The organism is Variovorax sp. YR266 (assembly GCF_900107295.1).
Classification (GTDB): Bacteria; Pseudomonadota; Gammaproteobacteria; order Burkholderiales; family Burkholderiaceae_C; genus Variovorax.
Genome location: NZ_FNPM01000002.1, coordinates 702717 through 726199 on the forward strand (window position 1 = coordinate 702717; position 23483 = coordinate 726199).

19 protein-coding genes and 1 other RNA gene are annotated in these 23483 nt (G+C 67.9%); 8 read left to right on the plus strand and 12 right to left on the minus strand.

The features are described from left to right. Positions 1-41: 41 nt before the first annotated feature. The 5 genes from BLW48_RS36015 (at position 42) to glp (ending at position 5242) form a co-directional block, all read left to right on the plus strand. Positions 42-731, plus strand: a complete 690-nt coding sequence (locus BLW48_RS36015; RefSeq protein ID WP_093174090.1) for a hypothetical protein — start codon at positions 42-44, stop codon at positions 729-731. A 62-nt stretch (positions 732-793) separates the two neighbouring features. Further along, positions 794-2071 carry a serine hydrolase domain-containing protein gene (locus tag BLW48_RS08900; RefSeq protein ID WP_093174091.1) on the plus strand — a complete coding sequence of 426 codons (1278 nt, stop codon included), beginning with the start codon at positions 794-796 and terminating at the stop codon, positions 2069-2071. 59 nt (positions 2072-2130) lie between these two features. Continuing rightward, positions 2131-3282 (plus strand): GTP 3',8-cyclase MoaA, encoded by a 1152-nt coding sequence (gene moaA / locus BLW48_RS08905; RefSeq protein ID WP_093174093.1) that lies wholly within the window; start codon positions 2131-2133, stop codon positions 3280-3282. Continuing rightward, complete coding sequence (gene mobA / locus BLW48_RS08910; protein WP_093174095.1) at positions 3279-3932, plus strand: molybdenum cofactor guanylyltransferase MobA; 654 nt, start codon at positions 3279-3281, stop codon at positions 3930-3932. Before moaA ends, mobA begins: the two co-directional genes overlap by 4 nt. Further along, positions 3929-5242 (plus strand): molybdopterin molybdotransferase MoeA, encoded by a 1314-nt coding sequence (gene glp, locus BLW48_RS08915; protein ID WP_093174097.1) that lies wholly within the window; start codon positions 3929-3931, stop codon positions 5240-5242. Before mobA ends, glp begins: the two co-directional genes overlap by 4 nt. Before the next feature lie 38 nt (positions 5243-5280). On the opposite strand, the gene rnhA is transcribed toward glp, so the two are convergent. Together rnhA and BLW48_RS08925 are read right to left on the minus strand one after the other, a co-directional pair. Further along, the gene (gene rnhA, locus BLW48_RS08920) at positions 5281-5730 is read right to left on the minus strand and encodes a ribonuclease HI (RefSeq protein WP_093054353.1); all 450 of its coding nucleotides are present in this window, start codon (positions 5728-5730) and stop codon (positions 5281-5283) included. Positions 5731-5782: 52 nt separating this feature from the next. Then, positions 5783-6553 (minus strand): class I SAM-dependent methyltransferase, encoded by a 771-nt coding sequence (locus BLW48_RS08925; protein WP_256216672.1) that lies wholly within the window; start codon positions 6551-6553, stop codon positions 5783-5785. Between BLW48_RS08925 and gloB the strand changes: the two genes are divergently transcribed. Together gloB and BLW48_RS08935 are read left to right on the plus strand one after the other, a co-directional pair. Beyond that, positions 6552-7340, plus strand: coding sequence for a hydroxyacylglutathione hydrolase (gene gloB, locus BLW48_RS08930; RefSeq protein WP_093174099.1), 789 nt, complete (start codon positions 6552-6554; stop codon positions 7338-7340). The genes BLW48_RS08925 and gloB overlap by 2 nt on opposite strands. After that, entirely contained in the window at positions 7337-8956 is a 1620-nt protein-coding gene (locus BLW48_RS08935; RefSeq protein ID WP_093054347.1) for a transglycosylase SLT domain-containing protein, read from the plus strand. The genes gloB and BLW48_RS08935 overlap by 4 nt, the downstream gene beginning before the upstream one ends. A gap of 13 nt (positions 8957-8969) precedes the next feature. Here BLW48_RS08935 and BLW48_RS08940 read toward each other — a convergent pair whose 3' ends face one another. The 7 genes from BLW48_RS08940 to dnaX all read right to left on the minus strand — a co-directional run bounded on the left by BLW48_RS08940 (position 8970) and on the right by dnaX (position 16006). Continuing rightward, positions 8970-10151 carry a low temperature requirement protein A gene (locus BLW48_RS08940; RefSeq protein WP_093174101.1) on the minus strand — a complete coding sequence of 394 codons (1182 nt, stop codon included), beginning with the start codon at positions 10149-10151 and terminating at the stop codon, positions 8970-8972. 67 nt (positions 10152-10218) lie between these two features. Beyond that, complete coding sequence (locus BLW48_RS08945; protein ID WP_093174103.1) at positions 10219-11055, minus strand: ABC transporter permease; 837 nt, start codon at positions 11053-11055, stop codon at positions 10219-10221. Then, on the minus strand, positions 11055-11870 hold the full coding sequence (locus tag BLW48_RS08950; RefSeq protein ID WP_093174105.1) for an ABC transporter ATP-binding protein: 816 nt from the start codon (positions 11868-11870) through the stop codon (positions 11055-11057). Before BLW48_RS08950 ends, BLW48_RS08945 begins: the two co-directional genes overlap by 1 nt. 45 nt (positions 11871-11915) lie before the next feature. Beyond that, the gene (locus BLW48_RS08955; RefSeq protein ID WP_093054339.1) at positions 11916-12956 is read right to left on the minus strand and encodes an ABC transporter substrate-binding protein; all 1041 of its coding nucleotides are present in this window, start codon (positions 12954-12956) and stop codon (positions 11916-11918) included. A gap of 205 nt (positions 12957-13161) precedes the next feature. Beyond that, on the minus strand, positions 13162-13752 hold the full coding sequence (gene recR / locus BLW48_RS08960) for a recombination mediator RecR (RefSeq protein WP_093054337.1): 591 nt from the start codon (positions 13750-13752) through the stop codon (positions 13162-13164). A gap of 17 nt (positions 13753-13769) precedes the next feature. Next, a complete protein-coding gene (locus BLW48_RS08965; protein ID WP_007836669.1) occupies positions 13770-14102 on the minus strand; it encodes a YbaB/EbfC family nucleoid-associated protein in 333 nt (110 codons plus the stop codon). A 53-nt stretch (positions 14103-14155) separates the two neighbouring features. Then, complete coding sequence (gene dnaX, locus BLW48_RS08970; RefSeq protein ID WP_093174107.1) at positions 14156-16006, minus strand: DNA polymerase III subunit gamma/tau; 1851 nt, start codon at positions 16004-16006, stop codon at positions 14156-14158. A 178-nt stretch (positions 16007-16184) separates the two neighbouring features. Between dnaX and ffs the strand changes: the two genes are divergently transcribed. Further along, positions 16185-16281, plus strand: an RNA gene (gene ffs, locus BLW48_RS08975) — signal recognition particle sRNA small type. Positions 16282-16369: 88 nt separating this feature from the next. Here ffs and BLW48_RS08980 read toward each other — a convergent pair. The 3 genes from BLW48_RS08980 to BLW48_RS08990 are packed head-to-tail and all read right to left on the minus strand — an operon-like array spanning position 16370 to position 23417. Beyond that, positions 16370-17608 carry a TIGR03862 family flavoprotein gene (locus tag BLW48_RS08980; protein WP_093174109.1) on the minus strand — a complete coding sequence of 413 codons (1239 nt, stop codon included), beginning with the start codon at positions 17606-17608 and terminating at the stop codon, positions 16370-16372. Further along, the gene (locus BLW48_RS08985) at positions 17605-20865 is read right to left on the minus strand and encodes a UvrD-helicase domain-containing protein (RefSeq protein WP_093174111.1); all 3261 of its coding nucleotides are present in this window, start codon (positions 20863-20865) and stop codon (positions 17605-17607) included. The genes BLW48_RS08980 and BLW48_RS08985 overlap by 4 nt, the downstream gene beginning before the upstream one ends. Beyond that, positions 20862-23417: a PD-(D/E)XK nuclease family protein gene (locus BLW48_RS08990; protein WP_093174113.1), complete on the minus strand. Its 2556-nt coding sequence runs from the start codon at positions 23415-23417 to the stop codon at positions 20862-20864. The genes BLW48_RS08985 and BLW48_RS08990 overlap by 4 nt, the downstream gene beginning before the upstream one ends. Between the last annotated feature and the right edge of the window lie 66 nt (positions 23418-23483).

Here is a 23483-nt window from a genome sequence, read left to right on the forward strand (position 1 = left end):
ATACACTGCGCTGCGGCACGTTTCCCGGGAGATTTCCAACGATGAAGCTCAAGAGCATCCTTCCCTTCGCCCTGCTCGCCTGCGCCGGCCTCGCCGCTGCGCAAACCGCCACGCCGCCGGCCGGCGACTACATCTACGAACGGGGCAGCGGCTCGCTACGCGTCAAGCCCGACGGGCACTTCGACATCACCACCATCGGCGCCAACGCACACACCTGCGCACTCGACGGCACCATCGTGCGCGGCAAGGCCAAGCTCGACGACTCGGCGTGCGTGGTGAACTTCGCGGTCAACGCCGACAAGGTGCAGGTCACGACCAACGGCGCGGATCAATGCCGCGACAACTGCGGCGCACGCGCCGGCTTCGAAGGCACCTACACCCGCCCCACCCCCGCCTGCACCGACAAGGCCGTCGCCAACTCGCGCAAGACCTTCAAGCGCCAGTACGACGCGAAGGACTACGCTGCCGCGCAGACCACCCTCGCTCCCGTACTGTCGGACTGCGACAAGACCCTCGACTGGATCACCAAGGCCTGGCTGCGCAACGACCTCGCGCTCACGCAGTTCAAGCTCAACGACCGCGCCGCCTGCCTCAAGACCCTGCAGCCGCTGGCCGAGGATGCCGATCGCACCGATGACGGCATCAAGGACAACTACCCGCCGGCCGACGCCGAGATCTTCCTGCCCGTGGTCCGCGCCACCCGCACGAACCTGAAGCTCTGCCGCGGATAGCCCGCAGCCGCCCACGAGAGGCGGCACAGGTTTTCCATTCACAACAAGACGGAGACAACACCATGAGATTCCTGAAGCGCAGCCTGCGCGCGGCCGTGCTCGGCTTGGCCCTTCCCCTGCTGGCGGCGGCGCAATCGCTGCCGACAGCCAGGCCCGAACAGGTCGGTCTCTCGACCAGGCGCCTGCAGATGCTCACCGACGTGCTCAAGGCCGACGTGGCCGCCGGCAAGATCCCGGGCGCGGTGCTGCTGGTGGCGCGCCAGGGCAAGGTCGCGTGGTTCGAACCGGTCGGCAAGCTCGCCCCTGTGGCCAGCACTCCAATGCCACGCGACGGCATCTTCCGCATCTACTCGATGAGCAAGCCCATCACCACGGTGGCCGCGATGATGCTGGTGGAAGACGGCCGCCTGAAGCTCGACGACCCGATCTCGACGTACCTGCCCGAGTTCGCCACCATGACGGTGGGCGTCGAGAAGCCCGACGCCGACGGCAAGCCGGTGCTCGACACCGTGCCCGCGCGCCGCCCGATCACCGTGCAGGACCTGATGCGCCACACATCGGGCCTGACCTACGGCTTCTTCGGCCCGGGCCTCGTGAAGCAGGCCTACAACGCCGCCGACCTGGGCGCCGGCGACCCGACGCTGGCCGAGTTCTCCCAGCGCCTTGCCAAGCTGCCGCTGGCCTACCAGCCCGGCACGACCTGGGAGTACAGCCAGTCGACCGACATCCTCGGCCGCGTGATCGAGGTGGTGTCGGGCCAGTCGCTCTACCAGTTCGAGAAAACCCGGCTGCTCGACCCGCTGGGCATGAAGGACACCAGCTACTACGTGCCAGAGCCGGCGCGCCAGCCGCGCATTGCCGAGCCGCTGGCCAGCGACCGCAGCTTCGGCGTGGGCGCCGAGTTCAACGACCCGCGCGTCGTGCGCAAGTACGAGTCGGGCGGCGGCGGGCTGGTGTCGACAGCGAACGACTACGCGCGCTTCCTGCAGATGCTGCTCAATGGCGGCTCGCTCGACGGCAAGCGCTACCTCGGCCCGCGCACCATCGCGCTGATGACCGCCGACCATTCCAATGCGGGCGCCGGCATCGTGCCCGGCCCGCTCTACCTGCCGGGCCCGGGCTACGGCTTCGGCCTGGGCTTTGCCGTGCGCCGCAACGACGGCGAGGCGCCCTACCCGTCGGCCGGCGGTGAATACAACTGGGGCGGCGCGGGCGGCACCTACATGTGGGTCGACCCGAAGAACGAGATGTTCGTCTTGCTCATGCTGCAGTCGCCAAAGTACAGAACACATTACAGAACATTGACCCGGGACATGATTTATGCGGCGGTGATCAAGTAGCCTCCGATTCACAGGCCCTTGGGGCCTGGCGCAAAATCGGAGTCCCCTTCCACGAAGCCATGAAGAACAGCAGCAGTACCGTCATCCCGATCTCCACGATCGGCCGCGCACGCCCCGCCGTGGCCGTACCGGAGATTGCCGTGCCCGCCACGGGGTTGCTGCTCGACCGCCTGGGCCGGCCCATGACCGACCTGCGCATCAGCGTGACCGACCGCTGCAACTTCCGCTGCAGCTACTGCATGCCGAAGGATGTGTTCGACAAGGACTACAAGTACCTGCCGCACAGCGCGCTGCTGAGCTTCGAGGAAATGACGCGGCTGGCCCGCCTGTTCGCCGCCCACGGCGTGCGCAAGATCCGGCTGACCGGCGGCGAGCCGCTGCTGCGCAAGAACATCGAAGGGCTCATCGAACAGCTCGCCGAAATCCGCACACCCGCCGGCGAGCCGCTGGCGCTGACGCTCACCACCAACGGCTCGCTGCTCGCGCGCAAGGCCGGCGCGCTCAAGGCTGCCGGCCTGCAGCGCGTGACGGTGAGCCTCGACAGCCTCGACGACGCCGTGTTCCGCCACATGAACGACGTCGACTTTCCTGTGGCCGACGTGCTCGCCGGCATCGACGCGGCAATCGCCGCTGGCCTCGGCCCCATCAAGGTCAACATGGTGGTCAAGCGCGGCGCCAACGATCAAGAAATCTTGCCGATGGCCCGCTACTTCCGCACGCACCACGGCGGCAAGGTGGTGCTGCGCTTCATCGAGTACATGGACGTGGGCGCCACCAACGGCTGGCGCATGGACGAAGTGCTGCCCTCGGCCGACGTCATCGCGCGCATCCATGCCGAATTTCCGCTGGTGCCGCTCGAAGCCGCCACGCCCGGCGAAACCGCCCAGCGCTGGGCCTATGCCGACGGCGGCGGAGAAATCGGCGTGATCAGCAGCGTCACCCAGGCCTTCTGCCACGACTGCAGCCGCGCGCGCCTGTCGACCGAAGGCAAGCTCTACCTCTGCCTCTTCGCCAGCGCCGGCCACGACCTGCGCCCACTGCTGCGCGGCACCGCCAGCGACGACGACATCTCCTCGGCCATCGGCCACATCTGGCAGGGCCGCGCCGACCGCTACTCGGAGCTGCGCGCCCTGCACGGTCCGGACGACGACAGCGGCGATGCCGGCGACAAGGCCCCGCGCCGCGTCGAGATGAGCTACATCGGCGGATGACGCAGGCGGCCGCCATGCCCGAGCACGCCACCATCGCAACCGCCGACATCACGGGGCTGCTGCTGGCCGGCGGACGCGGCTCGCGCATGGGCGGTGTCGACAAGGGGCTGCAGCCTTTCAACGGCGAACCGCTGGCGCTGCATGCAATACGGCGGCTGGGGCCGCAGGTCGGCCGGCTGATGGTCAATGCCAATCGCAACCTCGCCGACTACGAAGCCTTCGGCGTACCAGTGTGGCCCGACAGCCTCGCGGACTATGCGGGGCCGCTCGCGGGCTTTCTGACCGGGCTGGAGCACTGCACCACGCCCTGGCTGCTGACCGTGCCTTGCGACACCCCCCTGTTCCCGACCGACCTGGCCGCCCGGCTCGCCGAAGCGGTCGTTGCCGGCAATGCGGAAATCGCCATCGCCACCGCGCCCGAAGCCGCCGAGGGCGACGTGGTGCTGCGCCCCCAACCCGTCTTCTGCCTGCTGCGCGCCGACCTGCGCGGCAGCCTGCAGCGCTACACCGAAGCCGGCGGCCGCAGGGTCCACGCATGGACCGCGCAGCACCGCACGGTGCACGTGCCCTTCGACCGCCCCGGCGACGCGCCCGACGCCTTTTTCAACGCCAACACCCTGGCCGAACTGCACGCACTCGAAAACCGATGAGCCGCATCGCAGACATCGCTTCCACCCTCACGGGCTATGACGACGCCGCCGACCTGAGCGTCGAGGCCGTCCACGCCTTCCTTTCGCAACTGACGGCCACGGCCGTCGTCACGCAGCGCGAAAGCGTTTCGTTGCTCGACGCCCTCGGCCGCGTGCTGGCCGAAGACATCGTCTCGCCCATCAGCGTGCCGCCGCACGACAACTCCGCCATGGACGGCTACGCCTTCGACGGCTCGGTGCTGCCCAAGGACGCACCCATCGACGCCTCCATCACGCTGCGCGTGGCGGGCACGGCACTGGCCGGCGCGGCCTGGCGCGGCGCGCTGGGCCCGGGCGATGCGGTGCGCATCATGACCGGCGCGATGATGCCGGCGGGCCTCGACACCGTCATTCCGCAGGAGTTCTGCAAGGTCGACGGCGACCGCGTGTGCTTCCCGGCCAAGGTGCTGCGCCGCGGCGACAACCGCCGCTTCGCGGGCGAAGACCTGATGAAGGGCCAGCCCGCGCTGCACAAGGGCGAACGCCTCTCGCCCGCCGCGCTCGGCATGGTCGCGAGCCTCGGCCTGCCGGGCGTGCCCGCGCTGCGGCGGCTGCGGGTGGCCTGTTTTTCGACCGGCGACGAGATCCTGAGCCTCGGCGACGCGCCGCGCGAAGGCGCCGTGTACGACAGCAACCGCTACACCGTGATCGGCCTGCTCACGCGGTTGGGCTGCGAGGTGATCGACCTCGGCCTGGTGCGCGACGACCCGGCCACGCTCGCCGCCACGCTGCAGCGCGCCGCGCGCGAGGCCGATGCCATCGTCACCAGCGGCGGCGTCAGCGCGGGCGCGGCTGACCACACACGCGACGTGATGCAGCAGTTGGGCGACATGGCGTTCTGGCGCGTGGCCATGCGCCCGGGCCGTCCACTCGCTGTGGGGTTGATTCCGCGCGAGGCGTCACCGCAGCCGGCCGTGCTGTTCGGCCTGCCGGGCAATCCGGTGGCGGTGATGGTCACCTTCCTGGCCTTCGTGCGGCCGGCGCTGCTGCGCATGATGGGCTGCCATGAAGCAGCCGCCGCGCCGCCACCGCTGCTGCGCGCGCGCAGCACGAGCCCGATCCGCAAGAAGCCGGGCCGCACCGAATACCAGCGCGGCTTCGTGAAGAACGTGCGGGGCGCGTTGCCCGAAGTGTGCGTCGCGAGCCACCAGGGCTCCGGGGTGCTCAGCTCGATGGTCGAGGCCAACGGGCTCGTGGTGCTGCACCACGATCAAGGCAGCGTGGCGGCGGGCGACGAAGTCGACGTGATGATGTTCGACGGCGCGATCTAGCCGCCAGTAAAAGAAAGAGCGGCCCGCGGCCGCCCGGCTCAGAGGCGCCCCAGCGCCTTGTCCACGCCCTTGTTGGCCAGCATGTCGGCGCGCTCGTTGCCCGGATCGCCCGAGTGGCCCTTGACCCAGCGCCATTCGATCTGGTGGCCGCCTTCGCTCACCAGCTTGTCGAGCCGCTGCCAGAGCTCGACGTTCTTTACCGGCTGCTTGCTCGCGGTGAGCCAGCCCTTGGCCTTCCAGCCGCGGATCCATTCGGTGATGCCCTTGCGCACGTACTGGCTGTCGAGATACAGCAGCACCTTGCAGGGCCGCTTGAGCGCGGCCAGGCCCTCGATGACGGCGGTCAGCTCCATGCGGTTGTTGGTGGTGTTGAGTTCACCGCCGAACAGGTCTTTTTCGGTGGCGCCCGACTTGAGCCACGCGCCCCAGCCACCGGGGCCGGGATTGCCCTTGCACGCACCATCGGTGTAGATCACGACTTCGTTCAAACTGACTTTTCCTTCTCTTTCATTCGATCCTCTTCATTCGATTTCGATCATTTCAATTCTTGTTCGGCTCGCTGCGATGCACCTTGCCGGCAATGGGCACGGGCGCGGTGGCGCGGGCGCCTGCGCGCCGCCAGTCGGCGCTCAGCAGGCGCATGCCGCGCACCCGCTTCACAGCGACCAAAAAATAGGCTGCGCCAAAGATCGGCCACCAGCGCTCGCCGGCGGCGTCCATCCAGCGCGAGCGCTCCAGCCAGGCCTCGCTGCGCACTGCCGGCCGGTAGATGCCGAAGCGGCCCGACTCCACCTCGAAGCTCAGCAGGCGCAGCCAGTCGCGCATACGCCAATAGCCGATGAACTCCCCGCCTTCGGGCAGGTAAAGATCGCCGATGCCCAGCCGGCGGTAGATGTGCGCGCGGCGCTGCCGCATGCCCCAGAGGCTGGCCGGGTTGAGCCCGCAGATCACCACGCGGCCTTCGGGCACCAGCACCCGCTCGACCTCGCGCAGGGTGGCGTGCGGGTCGGGACTCAGTTCGAGCGCGTGCGGCATCACCACCAGGTCGAGGCTGTTGGCTGCAAAAGGCAGCGCCGCGAAGTCGGTCAGGAGCGTTGCCTTGCTGGCGCGGGCGGGGTCGTCCAGCGCCAGCCAGCGGTGCGGCATGCGGTTGGCGCGCAGCCCGTCGACCTCTGCCGCGCCCAGCTGCAGCGCGTGATAGCCGAACACATCGGCCACCGCCTGATCGAACTGGGCCTGCTCCCAAGCCAGAAGGTAGCGCCCCGGGGGGGTCGCGAACCAATCCTGCAAACCTATAATTTGACCGCTCATGACCCTTGTTCCGCTGCCCGCCTTCGCTGACAACTACATCTGGATGCTGCACGACGGGTCCCACGCCATCGTGGTGGATCCGGGCGATGCCCAACCGGTGTTCGACGCGCTGGCGCGCCACAAGCTGCAGCTGGCCGCGATTCTAGTCACGCACCACCACCCCGATCACACGGGGGGCGTGGCTGCGCTGCATACAGCCACCGGCGCCCCGGTCTGGGGGCCCGCACGCGAGAGCATTCCCGAACCGTACACGCCGCTGGCGCAGGGCGACATCGCGGAAGTGCTCGGCCTGCGCTTCGAGGTCATCGACGTGCCGGGCCATACCGCCGGCCATATCGCCTACTTCCTCCCCGCCGCGCAAACCGCGCTCAACGACGCACCGCTGCTGTTCTGCGGCGACACGCTGTTCTCCGGTGGCTGCGGACGGCTGTTCGAGGGCACGCCTGCGCAAATGCTGGCCTCGCTCGATGCGCTCGCCGCTTTGCCCGGCGACACGCGCGTCTGCTGCGCTCACGAGTACACACTTTCTAACCTGCGTTTCGCCCAGGCGGTGGAACCGGCCAACGCCGAACTGAGTCACTACAACGCGCGCTGCGAAAGCCTGCGCGCGAAGGGGCAGCCCACGCTGCCGTCACAACTGGCGATCGAACGCCAGGTCAACCCCTTTCTTCGCAGCCGCGAAGCCACTGTCCTTAGAGCGGTGCGTGCCCACGCCGAGCTTGCTGCCGATGCAGCCGAAGCCGACGTGTTTGCCGCACTGCGCCAATGGAAAAACGACTTCCGATGAAATTTATCGCTGCCACCTGCCTTGCAGGTTCACTGGTGCTCGCGGGCTGCGCGGGCACGAACAACAACAGCTCTTCCCCCTCTTCTTCATCGTCACCCCAGGCCGGCGGCACCGGCTCCAAGGTCGCCGGCAGCGCGGCCCCCATCTACCCACGCGACTCGCTCTCCCCCCTCCCCAGCGGCCAGGCCCATTCGCAGAGCGTGGTCACGCTCGCGCCGCCGGTCGACATGTGGGACCGCATCCGCCGCGGCTTCAAGATGCCCAACCTCGACAGCGACCTGGTGCGCGACCGCGAGCAGTGGTACGCCAGCCGGCCCGACTACATCCAGCGCATGACGGAGCGCTCGAACAAGTACATCTTCCACATCGTCGAGGAACTCGAGCGGCGCAACATGCCGACCGAACTCGCGCTGCTGCCCTACATCGAGAGTGCATTCAACCCTCAGGCTATCTCCAGCGCGCGCGCCGCGGGCATGTGGCAGTTCATGCCGGCCACCGGTACCGATTTCGACCTGAAGCAGAACATCTTCCGCGACGACCGCCGCGACGTGGTGGCCTCCACCCGCGCCGCGCTCGACTACCTGCAGAAGCTCTACGGCATGTTCGGCGACTGGCAACTGGCCCTGGCCGCCTACAACTGGGGTGAAGGCAGCGTGAGCCGCGCCATCGCCAAGAACCAGCGCCTGGGCCTGCCCACCACCTACAGCGACCTCACCATGCCCGCCGAAACGCGCATGTACGTGCCCAAGCTGCAGGCCGTGAAGAACATCGTGGCGAACCCGCAGGCCTTCAACACCGAACTGCCGCTGATCGCCAACCACCCGTACTTCCAGACGGTCACGCTCACGCGCGACCTCGACGTGGAGCTCGCCGCCAAGCTGGCCGACGTGCGGCTCGACGACTTCCGCGCGCTCAACCCCGCAGCGCACAAGCCGGTGCTGATCGCCGCCGGCACGCCGCAGATCCTGCTGCCGTGGGACAACGCGGCCGTGTTCCAGCGCAACTTCGACGCCTATTCACAGGGCCAGTACGCCAGCTGGACCGCCTGGGTCGTGCCCAACACCATGACGGTGGCCGACGCAGCCCAGCGCTCGGGCATGAGCGAAGCCGACCTGCGCGCCATGAACAACGTGCCGCCGCGCATGCTCATCAAGGCCGGCTCGACGCTGATCGTGCCGCGCGGCGCCCGCGTGAAGGAAGACGTGGCGGCCGTGGTGGCCGACGGCGGCCACCTGAGCTTCCAGCCCGAGATCGTCACGCGCCGCACGACCGTCAAGGCCGGGCGCGCCGACAGCGTTGCCAGCATCGCGCGTCGCTACAACCTCAAGCCGGCCAACGTGGCCGAGTGGAACGACGTGAAGCCCAATCACGCGTTCAAGCGCGGCTACAGCGTGGTGGTGTATCTGCCCGTTCGCGCGACGGTTGCGACCCGCGCGGGCACCGGCATCCGGCCCGTGCAGACGTCGCACGTCGCGGCCGCTCCCGCACGCCGTGGCGGTGCGTCCTCGAAGGCTGCCGCGCCGCGGGGCTCCAATGTGGCCAAGGTGCCTGCCAGCAGCAAGCAGCAGGTCGTGCGCGAGAAGCGCGGCGGCACGCCGGCAAAGAAGAAGCGCTAAGGCTGGCCGCGCTTCAGTGGGCCTTGGCGGCCCACGCCCTGCGGCGTACCACGGCCTCCAGCGCGGCCACGGCGATCATGATGACCGTGGTGAGCGTGCCCACCACCATCACCGTCATGTGCGACGCGAAGACCGCAAGCACCGCCAGCAGGCCCAGCCCATAGAGATGCGATTGCGGCAGGAAGCCGCGCACCACGCGCTTGAAGAGCGCATTGCCGAACAGATAGAGCGCCGGTCCGCCGATCAGCGCACCGAGGTACTTGAGTTCGGCATGGTGCGAGCCCTCTCCGATGGTCAGCTCGTCCGCCACCGCGCAGACGATGATGCCCGCCACCAGAATGACGTGCGTGTAGTGGAACTTGGCGCCGACGCCGCCCGGGTCCGCCGCATGCTCGATGACGTGGGTCGCCTCCTTGGCGCTGGTGTCGAAGTACATCCACCACATCGCCAGGCTGCCCGCGAAGCCCACGAGCAGCGCGAACAGATCGCTCCCATGCCATTCGGGGTGGTGCCCGAAGGCGATGCCGGTGGCCAGCACCGACTCGCCCAGCGCAACAATCACGAACAGCTGGCAGCGCTCGGCGAGGTGGCCGCCGTCGATGGTCCAGTCGCTGGTCAGCGAACGGCCCAGGCCCGGAAAGCGCAAGCCGATCATCGGTGCGATGTACTCGCACAAAACGCCGCCGAACCAGAGTGCGAGGCGCGCCGGCCCATCGGCCAGGCCACCGGCAATCCAGAACACCCCGGCCACGCAGTTCCAGGCCAGCAGACGGCGGAAGTTGGGCGTGAGCGGATCGTTCGGGCCGATGGCGATCAGCATGCAGAGCGTGCGCCCCGCCTGGATGCCCACAAAGCACAGCGCGAACGCCAGTCCCCGCTCGGCAAAGGCCCCTGGCAGCGCCGAGGCCATCACCATCGCCAGCAGCATGATTGCGAACAGTACGCCGCGGATGCGCAGCGCGCTGGGGTTGAACCAGTTGGTGGTCCAGGCCGTGTACTGCCAGCCCAGCCAGACGGCGAACCACATGACCAGCGTCTGCAGCGCACCCAATAGCGTGAGGTGGTCCAGCAGGTAGTGGGAAAGCTGCGTGACTGAAAACGCGTAGACCAGGTCGAAGAACAGCTCTTCGTTCGAAACCTTGGCGGCCTGGTCGCGCGAGCGCAAGGTCGTGGCCCGCTTGTGGTCGTGGCTCATTGTTCGTTTACCCCCGTGGATCGTTGCGGCACTCCTCAGCGCCGCGCAGGATCATCGCATGAGGGCTCTACAGCTTTTCGGTCTCGCCGGTCTTCGGCTGCCACTTCATCAGGCGCTTTTCGATGAGCCCTACGATCCCGTCGAGCGCCAGCGCAAAGGCCGTGAGCACCACAATGCCGGCGAACACCGTGTTGACGTCGAAGGTGCCCTCCGCCTGCAGGATCAGATAACCCACGCCCCGCGCCGAGCCCAGGTACTCGCCCACCACCGCACCCACGAAGGCCAGGCCGACCGAAGTGTGCAGGCTGGAAAACACCCAGCTGGTCGCGCTCGGCAGGTACACCGTGCGCAGCAGCTGCCGCTGGTTGGCGCCCAGCATCTTCGCGTTGGCCAGCACCACCGGGCTCACCTCGCGCACGCCCTGGTAGACGTTGAAGAACACGATGAAGAACACCAGCGTGACCGCCAGCGCCACCTTGCTCCAGATGCCCAGCCCGAACCACAGCGCGAAGATGGGCGCGAGGATCACGCGCGGCATCGAATTGGCGGCCTTGATGTAGGGGTCGAGGATCAGGCTCGCCGTGGGCGCGAGCGCCAGCCACAGCCCGCAGGCCAGGCCCAGCACTGTGCCGATGACGAAGGCCAGCACTGTCTCCAGCAGCGTGGTGCCCAGGTGCTGGTAGATGTCGGCGTTGCCCTTCAGCCCTTCGGGAAAGAGCCCATTGGCCGGCAGTTCAAAAGGCAGGAACCAGCTCCAGATGCGGCCCGCCACCTGGATCGGCTCGCCGAGGAAGAAGGCGAACTGCTGGTTGCGCGAGGCGATGTGCCACGCCACCAGGATCACCACCAGCAGTGCCAGCTGCCAGAAGCGCGCGTTGCGTTCATTGAGTCCGAGGCGAGGCATCAGGCGGCCTTCCTCAGTTGCTGCGCATAGCCCTTGAGCACCTCGTCGCGTAGCACCTCCCAGATCTGGGTGTGCAGTTCGACGAAGCGCGGCTGCGTGCGCACCTCGGCCACGTCGCGCGGCCTTGCAAGGTCGATGGGGAACTCGCCGATGGGGTGCGTCGCCGGGCCGGCCGACAGCACCACCACGCGGTCGCTCATGGCAATGGCCTCGTCGAGGTCGTGCGTGATGAACAGCACGGCCTTCTTCTTTGCGCTCCAGAGGTCGAGCACCTCGTTCTCCATCAACTGGCGCGTCTGGACGTCGAGCGCACTGAAGGGTTCGTCCATGAGGATGATGTCGGGGTCGAGCACCAGCGTCTGCGCCAGCGCCACGCGCTTGCGCATGCCGCCGGAAAGCTGGTGCGGATAGCGGTCGCCGAAACCCGTAAGGCCCACGCGCGAGAGCCAGGCCTCGGCCTGCTCGCGCGCCTCGGCATCGGGCACGCCGCGGTATTGCAGGCCCACCATCACGTTGTCGACGGCGCTGCGCCAGGGCATCAGCGCCTCGGTCTGGAACATGTAGCCGGCGCGCGTGTTGATGCCCTCGAGCGTCTGGCCGAAGACCTTCACGATGCCCGAAGAAGGCTCGAGCAGGCCCGCGCCCACGTTCAGCAGTGTCGACTTGCCGCAGCCCGTGGGTCCGACCACCGAGACGAACTCCCCTGCCCTGATGCGCAGCGTGGTGTCGGACACCGCCGTGTAGCGCTGGCCCGGATCGTCCTTCGAATGGAAGGTGCAGCTGATGGAGAGAAGTTCGAGTGCGTAGTCGGACATGGCGTAAAAAACCCGGCCGAGGCCGGGTCGCGGGGGCGTTCGGAATCAGGCTTTGAACCTGTCTTTCGCGCGCCTAGCAAAATCGTTGGTGTAGGTTTTCGCAAGGTCGATCTTGTCGGCCTTCACGGTGGTATCGAAGCTTGCGATCGCAGTGAGCGCCGTCTTGGGGCCGTCGACCGGCACGAGGCCGTCGGTGGCGATCGATTCGCGCACCTTGTCGAACGACGCGAGATACAGCGCGCGATCGCCGAGCAGATAAGTCTCGGGCACCGTCTTGATGATGTCGCCGGGCCCCGCCGTCTGCAGCCACTTCAGGCCGTGCACGATGGCATTCGCCAGCGCCTGGCAGGTGTTGGGATTCTTCTGGATGAACTCGCTCGACGCATACAGGCAGGCCGCCGGCATCGTGCCGCCGAACACCTGCAGCGTGCCCTTGAGCGTGCGCGTGTCGCTGATGATCTTCACGTCACCCTTCTGCTCCAGCATCGTCATCACCGGGTCGGTGTTGCTGATGGCGTCGATCTGGCCCGAGCGCAGCGCGGTGAGCGCACCGGCCGCCACGCCCACGCCGATGAAGCTCACGTCACTGGCCTTGAGCCCGCCGCGCGAGAGCACGAGGTTAGCCACCATGTTGGTCGACGAGCCCGGCGCGGAGACGCCGATCTTCTTCCCCTTGAGATCCTGGATGCCGGTGTAGCCGGCCATGTTCTTGGTCGACACGCCCACCGCGATCTGCGGTGCACGGCCCTGCAACACGAAGGCCTGGAAGAACTGGTTCTTGGCCTGCAGGTTGATGGTGTGTTCGTAGGCGCCCGAGCAGACATCGGCCGAACCGCCGACCACCGCCTGCAGCGCACGTGCGCCGCCGGCGAAATCGGAAATCTCCACATCGAGCCCTTCGGCCTTGAAGTAGCCGAGCTGCTCCGAGATGGTGAGCGGCAGGTAGTAGAACGCCGCCTTGCCGCCGACCGCGATGGAGATCTTCGTCTTCTCCAGCTTCGCCTGCTGTGCAAAGACACGCGGCAACGCGATGGTTGCAGCGGCAATGGCGGCAGTAGCTGAAATGAGAGTGCGGCGATGAAGCATGAAACGTTGCCCGTTGGCTCTGTGACTCGTAAGAACTGAATCGAGCTTAGGGGCCGCACCACACGGCTGCATCGGGGTGATCCCGTGCGGGTTTTCACGTAAGCACGAAGGCCTCTCCGAGAAGCCTTCGCCAAGGCTTCATCGCGCCGGAAAAAGTATTGCGATATCGAGCGGAAACGCGAGTGCCCGGACAGCGTTGCTCGTGTTACCTGCGGTCTACCAGGGCATGGGCGATGGTGCCGAGATCGACGTACTCGAGCTCGCTGCCTGCCGGCACGCCGCGTGCAAGGCGCGTCACGGTCAGGCCATGCTGCTTCAGAGCTTCGCCGATCACGTGCGCGGTGGCCTCGCCCTCAGCGGTGAAGTTCGTGGCGAGGATGACCTCGCTCACCGTGCCGTCGCGCGCGCGGTCGAAGAGCTTCTGCAGGCCGATGTCCTTCGGCCCGATGCCGTCGAGCGGACTCAGCTTGCCCATCAGCACGAAGTAATAGCCGCGGAACGCGCCGGTGCGTTCGAGCGCGGCCTGGTCGGCCGGCGTCTCGACCACGCAGAGCTTGCTCGCATCGCGCCGCGTGTCGAGGCAGACGTTGCAGACCGGCGCCTCGGTAAAGGTGTTGCAGCGTTCGCAATGCCGCACGTGGCCTGCGGCCTGCTGCAGTGCGCGTGCGAGCAGCTGTGCGCCCTCGCGGTCGTGCTGCAGCAGGTGGAATGCCATGCGCGAGGCCGACTTGACGCCGACACCGGGCAGGCGGCGCAGCGCATCGACCAAGGCGTCGAGCGAACTGGCGTCTGCCATTTATTGCGATCGCTCGCTCAGAACGGCAGCTTCATGCCGGGCGGCAGACCTGGCATGCCGGCCGTCAGCTTGCCCATCTTCTGCTCGCTGGTTTCCTCGGCCTTGCGCACGGCGGCGTTGAAGGCGGCTGCCACGAGGTCTTCGAGCATGTCCTTGTCGTCCGCCAGCAGGCTGGGGTCGATGGTGATGCGCTTGACGTCGTGCTTGCAAGTCATGACGACCTTGACGAGGCCGGCGCCGGATTCGCCTTCGACCTCGATGTGGGCCAGCTCTTCCTGGGCCTTCTTGAGGTTGTCCTGCATTGCCTGCGCCTGCTTCATGAGGCCGGCCAGTTGTCCTTTGTTGAACATCGTTGGTCCTGTGTCTGGTTGGAAAGTGGGTGAAGGATAAGAGAGACGGAAGCTCAGGCTGGTTTCAGCGTGCCAGGGACGATCTTCGCATCGAAGTCGCGCATCAGCGCCTGCACTTCGGGGTCGCTGAGGATGGCCTCTTCGGCCACGCGCTGCCGCTCGTCGGCGGCCTGCTTGTTGCGGCGCGCGGGGCTGTCGACCACGCTGCCGATCTCGATGGCGAGCTTGACGTCGTGGCCCAGGCTGCCCAGCGCAGCCGTCAGCTTTTCGCGGCTGGACGGCTGGTTGAGCGTTTCGCGCTCGATGCGCAGCAGCCACTGGTCAGTGTCGCGGCCCACCAGCTGCGACTGCAGCGCCAGTTCACGCGCCAAGGCGGCGATGGCCTCGGCCGCGATCAGTTGGGAGACCGTGGCGTACCAGAAATCGCCGTCTTCGCTGGTCGGAATGGGGGTGAAGGTGCTGCGCGGCTCGTCGGCGCGTGGCGTGTCGCGGGCACTGGGCGGAGGCTGCACGCGGATGGGCACGCCGACAACCCGGGCGGGTGCTTCGGCGGCAGCGCCGGGGCGGGGTTCGGCCTGCCGGGGTTCGTCGACCACGGCGAGGCGATGGCCGGCGGGAACCGAGGCAGCGTAGGCAGGCGCTGGCGCGGGTGCAGCAGGCGATTCGACCGGGGGGCGAACCACCGGCGCGGGGGCCGGAGCGGGTGGCACGGCGCGCGCCGGAGCTACCGGCGCCACGGCCGCAGCTTCATTCAGAGTTTTTTTTTCCGGGGAGGCCGTCGAAGCAGCCGCGCTGGAAGGTTTGAAGGCCAATAGCCGCAACAGCACCATGGTCAGGGCGGCGTACTCGTCGGGGGCCAGGCCCAGCTCGCCGCGGCCATGCAGGCACAGGCTGTACAGCAGTTGCGTCTCGTCGGCCGGCATCAGCGCGGCGAGGCGAGCGGTGTCGGCCGCGTCGGGGTCGGTGGCGGAATCGGCCGACTCCGCCCGCGAGGGCACGGCCTGCAGCACGGCCATGGCCTGCAGCACCGCCGTCATTTCCTCGAGCGTGGAAGCGGCGGACATGCCGTCGACGCGCAGCGCCTCCGATGTCTCGACCACCGTCCTGCCATCGCCCTGCGCCAGCGCCTCGATCAGGCGGAACACATGGCCGCGATCGACGCTGCCGAGCATCTGGCGCACGCCGGCCTCGACCAGCTCGCCGTTGCCGAATGCGATGGCCTGGTCGGTGAGCGAGAGCGCGTCGCGCATCGAGCCGCGCGCCGCGCGCGCCAGCAGGCGCAGCGCCTGCGGCTCGGCCGGGACATTCTCGGTCTGCAGCACGCTGGTGAGGTGCTCGAGCACCGTCTCGGGCGCCATCGGCCGCAGGTTGAACTGCAGGCAGCGCGACAGCACCGTGACCGGCACCTTCTGCGGATCGGTCGTGGCCAGCACGAACTTGAGGTACTCGGGCGGCTCCTCGAGCGTCTTCAGCATCGCGTTGAACGCGGTGTTCGTGAGCATGTGCACTTCGTCGATCATGAAGACCTTGAAGCGCCCCTGCACCGGCTTGTAGACGGCCTGTTCGAGCAACGACTGCACCTCGTCCACACCGCGGTTCGAGGCCGCGTCGAGCTCGGTGTAGTCCACGAAGCGGCCCGAGTCGATGTCGCGGCAGGCCTGGCACACGCCACACGGCGTGGCCGTGATGCCGCCCTGCCCGTCCGGCCCCTGGCAGTTGAGCGACTTCGCCAGAATCCGCGAGACCGTGGTCTTGCCGACACCCCGGGTGCCGGTGAAAAGATAGGCGTGATGCAGGCGCTGCGTGGTCAACGCGTTCTCGAGCGCCTGAACCACATGCCCCTGACCGACCATCTCACCGAAGGTTTTCGGACGGAACTTGCGAGCGAGCACGAGATAAGACATTGCGGGCATTCTAAAAGGCACGGCGCCGGCCCTCAGCCCTACCCCGCAATCAAAAAGGCCTGCCTTTTCGTGGGACACCGAGGAACCGGCTTCACCGGGGCCTCAGGTATCGCCCCCCGGCAGGGGGAAGGAGAAGCGACACGAAGTGCGCGCATCCTGGGGGGTTACAATGCGTGCTGACGGGCCTCCCTGCATGGTGAAGTGGCCAACCGGGTCAGGTGGGGAACCAAGCAGCCCTAACTGCGTAGTCAGTGCCAGGGGTAAGGCTCGTCAACCTCTTCAGCGGCTTCGTTTCATTCCGTGCGAAATGAAACGAGGCTTGCAAAAACTCTCAGCGACAGAAATTCCAACGGCGCGAGGCCTTCACAGGCCCAGCCGCTGGATCGCGCCGCGTGCTGCCGCAGCGCCACTGGCCATCGACGCCGTCAGCAGGTAGCCACCAGTCGGCGCTTCCCAATCGAGCATCTCCCCTGCCGCGAACACGCCGGGCAGTGCGTTCGCCATCAACTGCGCATCCAGCGCATCAAAGCGCACGCCGCCTGCCGTGCTGATTGCCTCGTCGACCGGCCGCGTCGCGACGAGCTTCAAAGGCACGGCCTTGATCGTCGCCGCCAGTTGCGCCGCATCCTGCATCGCTTCGCGGCTCAATGCCTCGTGCAGCACGCCGGCCTTGATGCCTTCAAGCCCGAGCCGGCTCTTGAGGTGGCTGCTGAGCGAGCGAGCGCCGCGCGGATGCGTCACTGCGGCCAGCACCTGCTCGGCGCTGCGGTCGGGCAGCAGGTCCAGCAGCAGCGTCGCACTTCCTTTTGCAGCGATCTCGTCGCGCAGCAGCGCCGATGCCGCATAGATCAGGCTGCCTTCGATACCCGTGGCCGTCGCAACGAACTCGCCCTTGCGTGCAAAGTGCCGTCCCTGACTGTCAGTGAAGGAAGTCGCGACCGACTTGAAGGGCTGCCCCGCGAAGCGGCTGGAGAAATGCTCGCTCCAGCCCGCACCGTCGAAGCCGGAGTTAGCGGGCAGCAGCGGCGCCACCTCCACGCCCTGCGCCTGCAGCCATGGCGCCCACGCGCCGTCGGAGCCGAGGCGCGCCCAGCTTGCGCCGCCCAATGCCAGCACCACGGCGTCGGCCTTCGCCGTGACCTCGCCAACCGGAGTGACGAATCGCAACGCCGCCGCATCGAACGGCCCATCGCCCACCCAGCGATGCCGCATATGAAACTGCACACCCGCCGCACGCAGCCGATGCAGCCACGCACGCAGCAACGGCGCGGCTTTCATGTCGGTCGGAAACACACGCCCCGACGTGCCGACAAAGGTCTCGATTCCAAGGCCGGTCGCCCATTCGCGCACCTGCTGCGGCCCGAACTGCGCAAGCATCGGCTCCAGCTGCGCGCGGCGCTCGCCGAAGCGGCTCATGAACACATCGAAGGGCTCCGAGTGCGTGAGATTCAACCCGCCGCGGCCGGCCAGCAAAAACTTGCGGCCCACCGAAGGCATCGCGTCATAGACGTGCACTTGCGCACCGGAGGCGCTCAAGACTTCAGCCGCCATCAGGCCAGCAGGTCCGCCGCCGATGACGGCGACGGTAGGGGAAACAGTCATTCGAGATTTACCAGTTCGCCCTGCCCGGTGAGGAACGCGACGCGCACCGTGGCACCGGGATAGGCATGTTGCACTGCCGCGCGGTAGCGCTGCATCTGTGCGATCAGCGCGGCGTCCCGTTCGGGGCGCGCCGCGGATTTGTAATCGAGGATCCACCAGGCGCCGCCGTCGCGCTCGCGCACCAGACGGTCGATGCGCAAGGTTTCGCCTTCATGCACCAGCGTGACTTCGTTGCCATGCCAGTCGACCCTGCGATCGTCCCACACCCACGCCCCTTCGCCCGCGCGGATGCGCTGGGCCAGCGCGGCGGCACCGCGTGCCTGCTGGGCATCGAGCATGAATTCGCGGGCTGCGGCGCGCACGTGGGCGGCCGGTAGCGGCTCGCCCGGCACCGCCCATTCGAGCAGCCGGTGCATGGCCTGGCCGAAAGCGGCGGCTCGCGCATCGATCGTGGTGTTGGCAGCCTTCTTTGCAGACGGTTGTTCGGTGGGTGCAGGCGCTACCGGCATGTGCTTCATCGAGAAGCTGGCCGCGCCGGTCTCGGTTGGAAGCGCGACCAGCGGCTCGTCGGCCTCGGTGGGCTCGCACAGGGGCTCCAGGCGCGTCCACCAGCTGCCTTCGTTGGCACGCGCCGGACGCACCGACGACAGCACCAGCCGCTCGCGCGCCCGCGTGGTGGCCACATAAAGGCCATTGAGTTCTTCGCGGTGGCGCGCGCGTTGCTCTTCTTCGAGCAGCGTTGCGGCGCAGGCCGGCGGCGTCTTCTCGCTTGCGAGGAACACGAAGCGCGTCGGTGCGCTGTCGCTGCCCTTCCATTCGACGAGCACGCCCATGGTCTGGGCGCGCGGTGGCGGCGCGTCGCAATCGAGCATGAGCACGGTGTCGGCTTCCAGCCCCTTCGCGCCGTGCACGGTCAGCAATTGCACCGCATCGGGCGCTGCTACTGTCGGGGCGCGAACGCCGCCCGCACGCAGCGCGCGCACCAGTGCATACGGCGTGGCGAAACGCGCGCCATCGATGTCGAGCGACGCGGACAACACGCCGCGCAGATTGGCCAGCGCGCTCTGGCGCATCGCGGCCGGAACCGCGGCGCCGAATTTCGCGAGCAGGTCGCCGTCGTGAAAGATCGCGTCGAGCGCGTCGTGGGGCGGCAGAGTCATCAGCCAGCGCTGCCATTTCTTGAGCTTCGGGCCCACTTCGATCAACGTTGGCGGCAGGCTCTCGTCCTTCTGGATCAACGCGAACCAGCTCACCGCCCCGCGCTCGCGCTGGCGCAGCGCGAGTTGCACCAGCGCCTCGTCGTCGATGCCGAACACCGGCGACTTCAGCGCCCGCGCCAGCGAAAGATCGTGCGCGGGCGACACCAGCGCGTCGATCAGCGCAACCACGTCCTGCACTTCGGGCGCGTCGTGCAGGTCGTTTTTCTCGGGCTGCTGCACGGGGATGTGGCGCTGGCGCAGCGCGTCCTGCATGGCCGAGAGCCGGCTGCGCCTGCGCGCCAGCACCATGATCTGCCGCGGGGGCGTGCCGTCGGCGATGCGCTGCGCGACCCATTGCGCGGCCTGTTCGCATTCTTTCTGCAGCAGTTGCTCTTCGGGCAGCACGCGCGGCGTGACGAGGCTGTCGCGCCAGTGCAGCATGCCGTCGTCGGCCGGCGCTGCTTCGGCCATATCGCCGAGCGCATCACGGTCGATGGCCGGCAGCTTGAGCAGTTCGCCTTCGTCGCCGCGCTCGGTGGTGTGGGCGCGGTAGCCGTCGAACTCGCCGGCCTCCTGTGCGGCCAGCATCGCTGCGTTGACCAGTCCGACCACGGAACGCGCATTGCGGTGGGTGTGGTCGCAGTTCAACAGCTCGCCGTCGAGCCCTTCGCGCACGAACTTCTTGGCAGCGATGAAAACCTGCGGCTCGGCCCGACGGAAGCGGTAGATGCTCTGCTTCGGGTCGCCCACGATGAACACGCGCGGCGCGCGGCCCTGAGCGCCCGTGTACGCGCTGAGCCAGCCGTAGAGCGCCTGCCATTGCAGCGGGTTGGTGTCCTGGAACTCGTCGATCAGCAGGTGCGCGATGCGCGCATCGAGCCGCTCCTGGACCCATCCCGACAGGGCCGACTGGCCGAGCAGCAACTGCGCAGCCTGCTCGACGTCGTTCATGTCGACCCAGCCGTGGGCGCGCTTCACATCGGCAAAAGCCGCGATCAGGATGCGCGTGAGCCGCGTCATGCGCTGCTGGTAGAGCCATGCGGCGTGTTGGGCCTGTGCGCCGCACAGCACCTGCAGCTCGGCCTCGGCCTCTTGCGCGGCAGGGAATTTCTGCAGATTCTTGTTGAGGCGGTCCTCGGTCGCCACGAAGAAGTTCTTGCGCAGGTGCGCGAGCGCGGCAGCCAGCGAATCGCCGGAGGGTTCGCCCGTGCCGAACACGTCGATGATGGCTTCGGCCGCCTTCTGCGGCGTCTTGTTGCTCTCGCGGCCGAGCGCCGCGGCGCGGTCGAGCCAACGCTGGCGAACCTGCTCGCCCCGCAAGGCCTCGGTCGGGTCAGCCAGGCCCTCGAGCGATGGATAGAACACGCTGAAATGCAGCACGGCGTTCTCCGCGTCGGCCAGAGAGAACTCGACACGCTTCGACAGCGCCTCGCTCAAGGCCTTGGCCGTCTGCGAGCGGCCGTGCGTGGCGACGACGGCGTAGTAGTCGGCCAGCGCGTTCCTGTCGGCGGTCACGGCCTCGAAGAATGGCCGCCATGTGTGCCCGCGCGCCTCGGCGTCGTCTTCGAGCAGTTCGTAGTTCGAAGGCAGGCCCAATTCGCGCAGCACCGCCAGCGGCGCATTGCGCAGCAAGCCCGCGAACCAGGCGTGGAAGGTGCGGAACTGCACCGGCCGGCCGCCTTCGAGCAGGCGTCGGTAGAGGCCTTTCAGGCGCGGCACGGCAGCCAGCGCGGCTGCAGGCTCGACGCCGCGCATCAGGAGTTGGCCGACCAGCTCTTCCGGTGTTCGTTCGGCGAAGTCTTCGAGCCACTGGTCGAGCCGCTCGCGCATTTCGCCGGCCGCCTTCTTCGTGAAGGTGATGGCCAGGATCTCGTGTGGCTCGCAGGCGGATTCGCCCTCTTCGAGCAACGCACGCAGGATGCGCGACACCAGCATCCAGGTCTTGCCGGCGCCAGCACAGGCCTCGACGGCAACCGAGCGGCGCGGGTCGCATGCGACGGTGTAGAAGGCCTCGCGCGTGACATGCTGGCCGTTGTGCTCGTAGGCTGCGCCGTTCATTTCGACGCCTCCCAGAAGTCCTTGCGGCAGAGGCCTCTTGCGGCGCAGTAATCGCAGACGGCGCCCTCCCCCAGTGGCGGTAGCGCTGCACCCTGCGCGATGCGCGTGAAGTCATGGATGATGCCGGCCACCAGTGCGTCCCTGGCTTCCACGACGGCAGGCTGCTCGACGGTCTGCGTGCCGGAGGATTTTTCGCCCACGTTGACGTAGGCCGCGCGCAAGGTGTCGTCGGCCACCAGCGCGGCGTAGAAGGCCAGCTGCGTGTCTTCGGTCGGGTCTTTCACGCGCTCCTTGCTGACGGCTGCCGACTCGGTCTTGTAGTCGATCACGAAGGCTTGGCCGTCGGGCATGCGGTCGATGCGGTCGAGCCGGCCGATCAACCGCAGGTTGCCCAGCGGCTGGTCTTTCCACGGCTCGGCTTCGGCGAAGACGGCTCCGGCCGCCTCGTGCCCGGTGAGCCAGCCGAGATAGCCGTCGCGCACCGCGGGCCATGCCGCAGCGAAAGGCAGGAACTCCGCCTCGGAGAGGCTGAGCTCGTGCATCGACCGCCGGGCCGCCTCTTCGATGAGGGCGGTGCGTTCCTGCGCATCCTGCGTCGGGGTTGCGGCCAGCGCCTCGTGGAAGTGGCCGAGCACGGCATGCAACCAGTTGCCGAAGTCGCGCTTGTCGATCTCGGCGTCGAGTTCGTCTGCGCTGCGCAGGCCCAGTTGCCGCAGCGCGAAAAAACGGTAGGGGCAGCGCCGCAGGTCTTCGTACACGCTGGTGGAGATGTTCTCCAGCGGCAGGAGCGCGCCCGAGGGGGTCGGATACTTTGTTGGCTGCACTGCCACCTCGCGCGGTGTGCGCGGGTCGGCCGAGGGCTGCAGCGCGTGGTCGAGCTGCAGCGCCTGTACGAGCGGGCTGGGCCGCACCGGCTCGCCGCTGGCATCAGATTGGCGCCAGATCAACTCGCACGACGGGTTGTGCAAGGCCGCAGCCCAGGCCGCACGCTGTGCAGCTTCGAGCGTTTCGCGCGACGGCAGGCCCAGCTCGAGGCGCTGCGCCGCGCTCCAGTTGCCGGGCGGCTCGGGCGATGCGGGCAGGCGGCGGTCGTCGCAGCCGGGAATGACCACCGCGCCGAACGCGCGGCCCAGCAGTTGGTATAGCGGCAGCACCACGACCTTAGGCGCCTGGTCGCCGGCAGGGGGCACAAAGCTCGCGTCTTCCAGCACGTCGCGGACCCAGGCGGTGAATTCGGCCAGCGTGTGGCGGCCACCGGGGAATTCGTCGTCGTCGCCGTGCGCGCCGGCATCGAGCCACAGGGCGCCGATCACTTTGCCGCCGGCGAGGTCTTCGTCGAGCAACGCCCATTGGCCGCTGGCCTCCAGCAGTTCGCGCAGCGCATGCAGCCATTCGGCCAAGGGGCGCGAGCGGGTCATGGGCGCTCGGCGTTCTTCGATGGCCTCGGTGAAGGACAGCAGCGTGGCGTCTTGTGGTTTCTCGCTGCGTGCCATGAATGCACACCACGCCGACCAGTCGCGCTGGCCTTCACGGCGCAGACGTGCTTCGAGCAACTGTACGGTCGGTGCGTCACCGTCGACGCCGCTCTTGAGCCATTCGAGCACCTGGTCGCTGGCGGCGTCGTGGGCGCAGGCGCGCAGCGCGCTCATCAGCGTGGCGGCGGCGCGCGTGGTCGAGAGCTTCCAGCCGGTTTCGTCGTGCGTGACGACGCCTTGCGCGCTCAACTGGGCGCTGATACGGCGCGTGAGGGCACGGTCGGTCGCGACCAGGGCGACCGGTGCGCGGTCTTCGGCGAGGTGGCGCAGCACGCAGGCGGCGGCGAGTTCGGCCTCGTCTTCGGGGTCGAGGGCGATGTGCGAGGCACAGGGTTGCGCCAGCACACCGGAGGGCACGAGCGAGAGATGAAGGGCATGGTCGCCCCACAGCTTGCAGAGAGATTGCGTGAGCGGATCGGTCTGGAAGCCCTCGAGCACGATCAGCGCATCGACCTGCGCGCGGGTGCTGTCGCGCTGGAGCACGTCGGTTGCGTAGCCCGAGGTCGAGGTCCACGCGACGGCGATGCGGATCAGCGCGCTTTCTATGCGGAACCACTCCGATTCGCTGCCCGCCTCGGCCACGACTGCCGCGCGCTGCGCCCAATCACCGCCCCGCTCTTCAGGCGTCACGGCAGCGGCAAGGGGCGCCAGTTGATACGCCAGCTCGACGACGCGGCCGGCCAGGGCGAAACGCTCGGCGTTGAAACCGGCCTGCGACAGCAGTGCCTGCGCCGTGACGAGATCGCGCGCCATGTCGTGCGCGATGTCGTAGCCGGTCGGCACGAAACCGCCCGCGCTGCGGGCCCAGTTGTGGGTGGTTTCGAAGCGCGGCACGAAGCCGGGGCTGCCACATCGCGCCCACATGGCGCGCGCCACGCCCATCAGCTGCGCATAGGGCACCAGCACCACGGTACGGGCGGCATGCAGCTGGCGCTCGGCGAGCGCGCGGACGATCCGCGCGACGACGCCGTCGGCGGGATCGCACCACAGGGCCTGGACGGGGTGGCCTTCGTTCATGTTCTATCGAGGGGTTGGAGAGCGCGTGGACGTGACACGCAAGGGCTTTGGCTATCGCCGCCATAG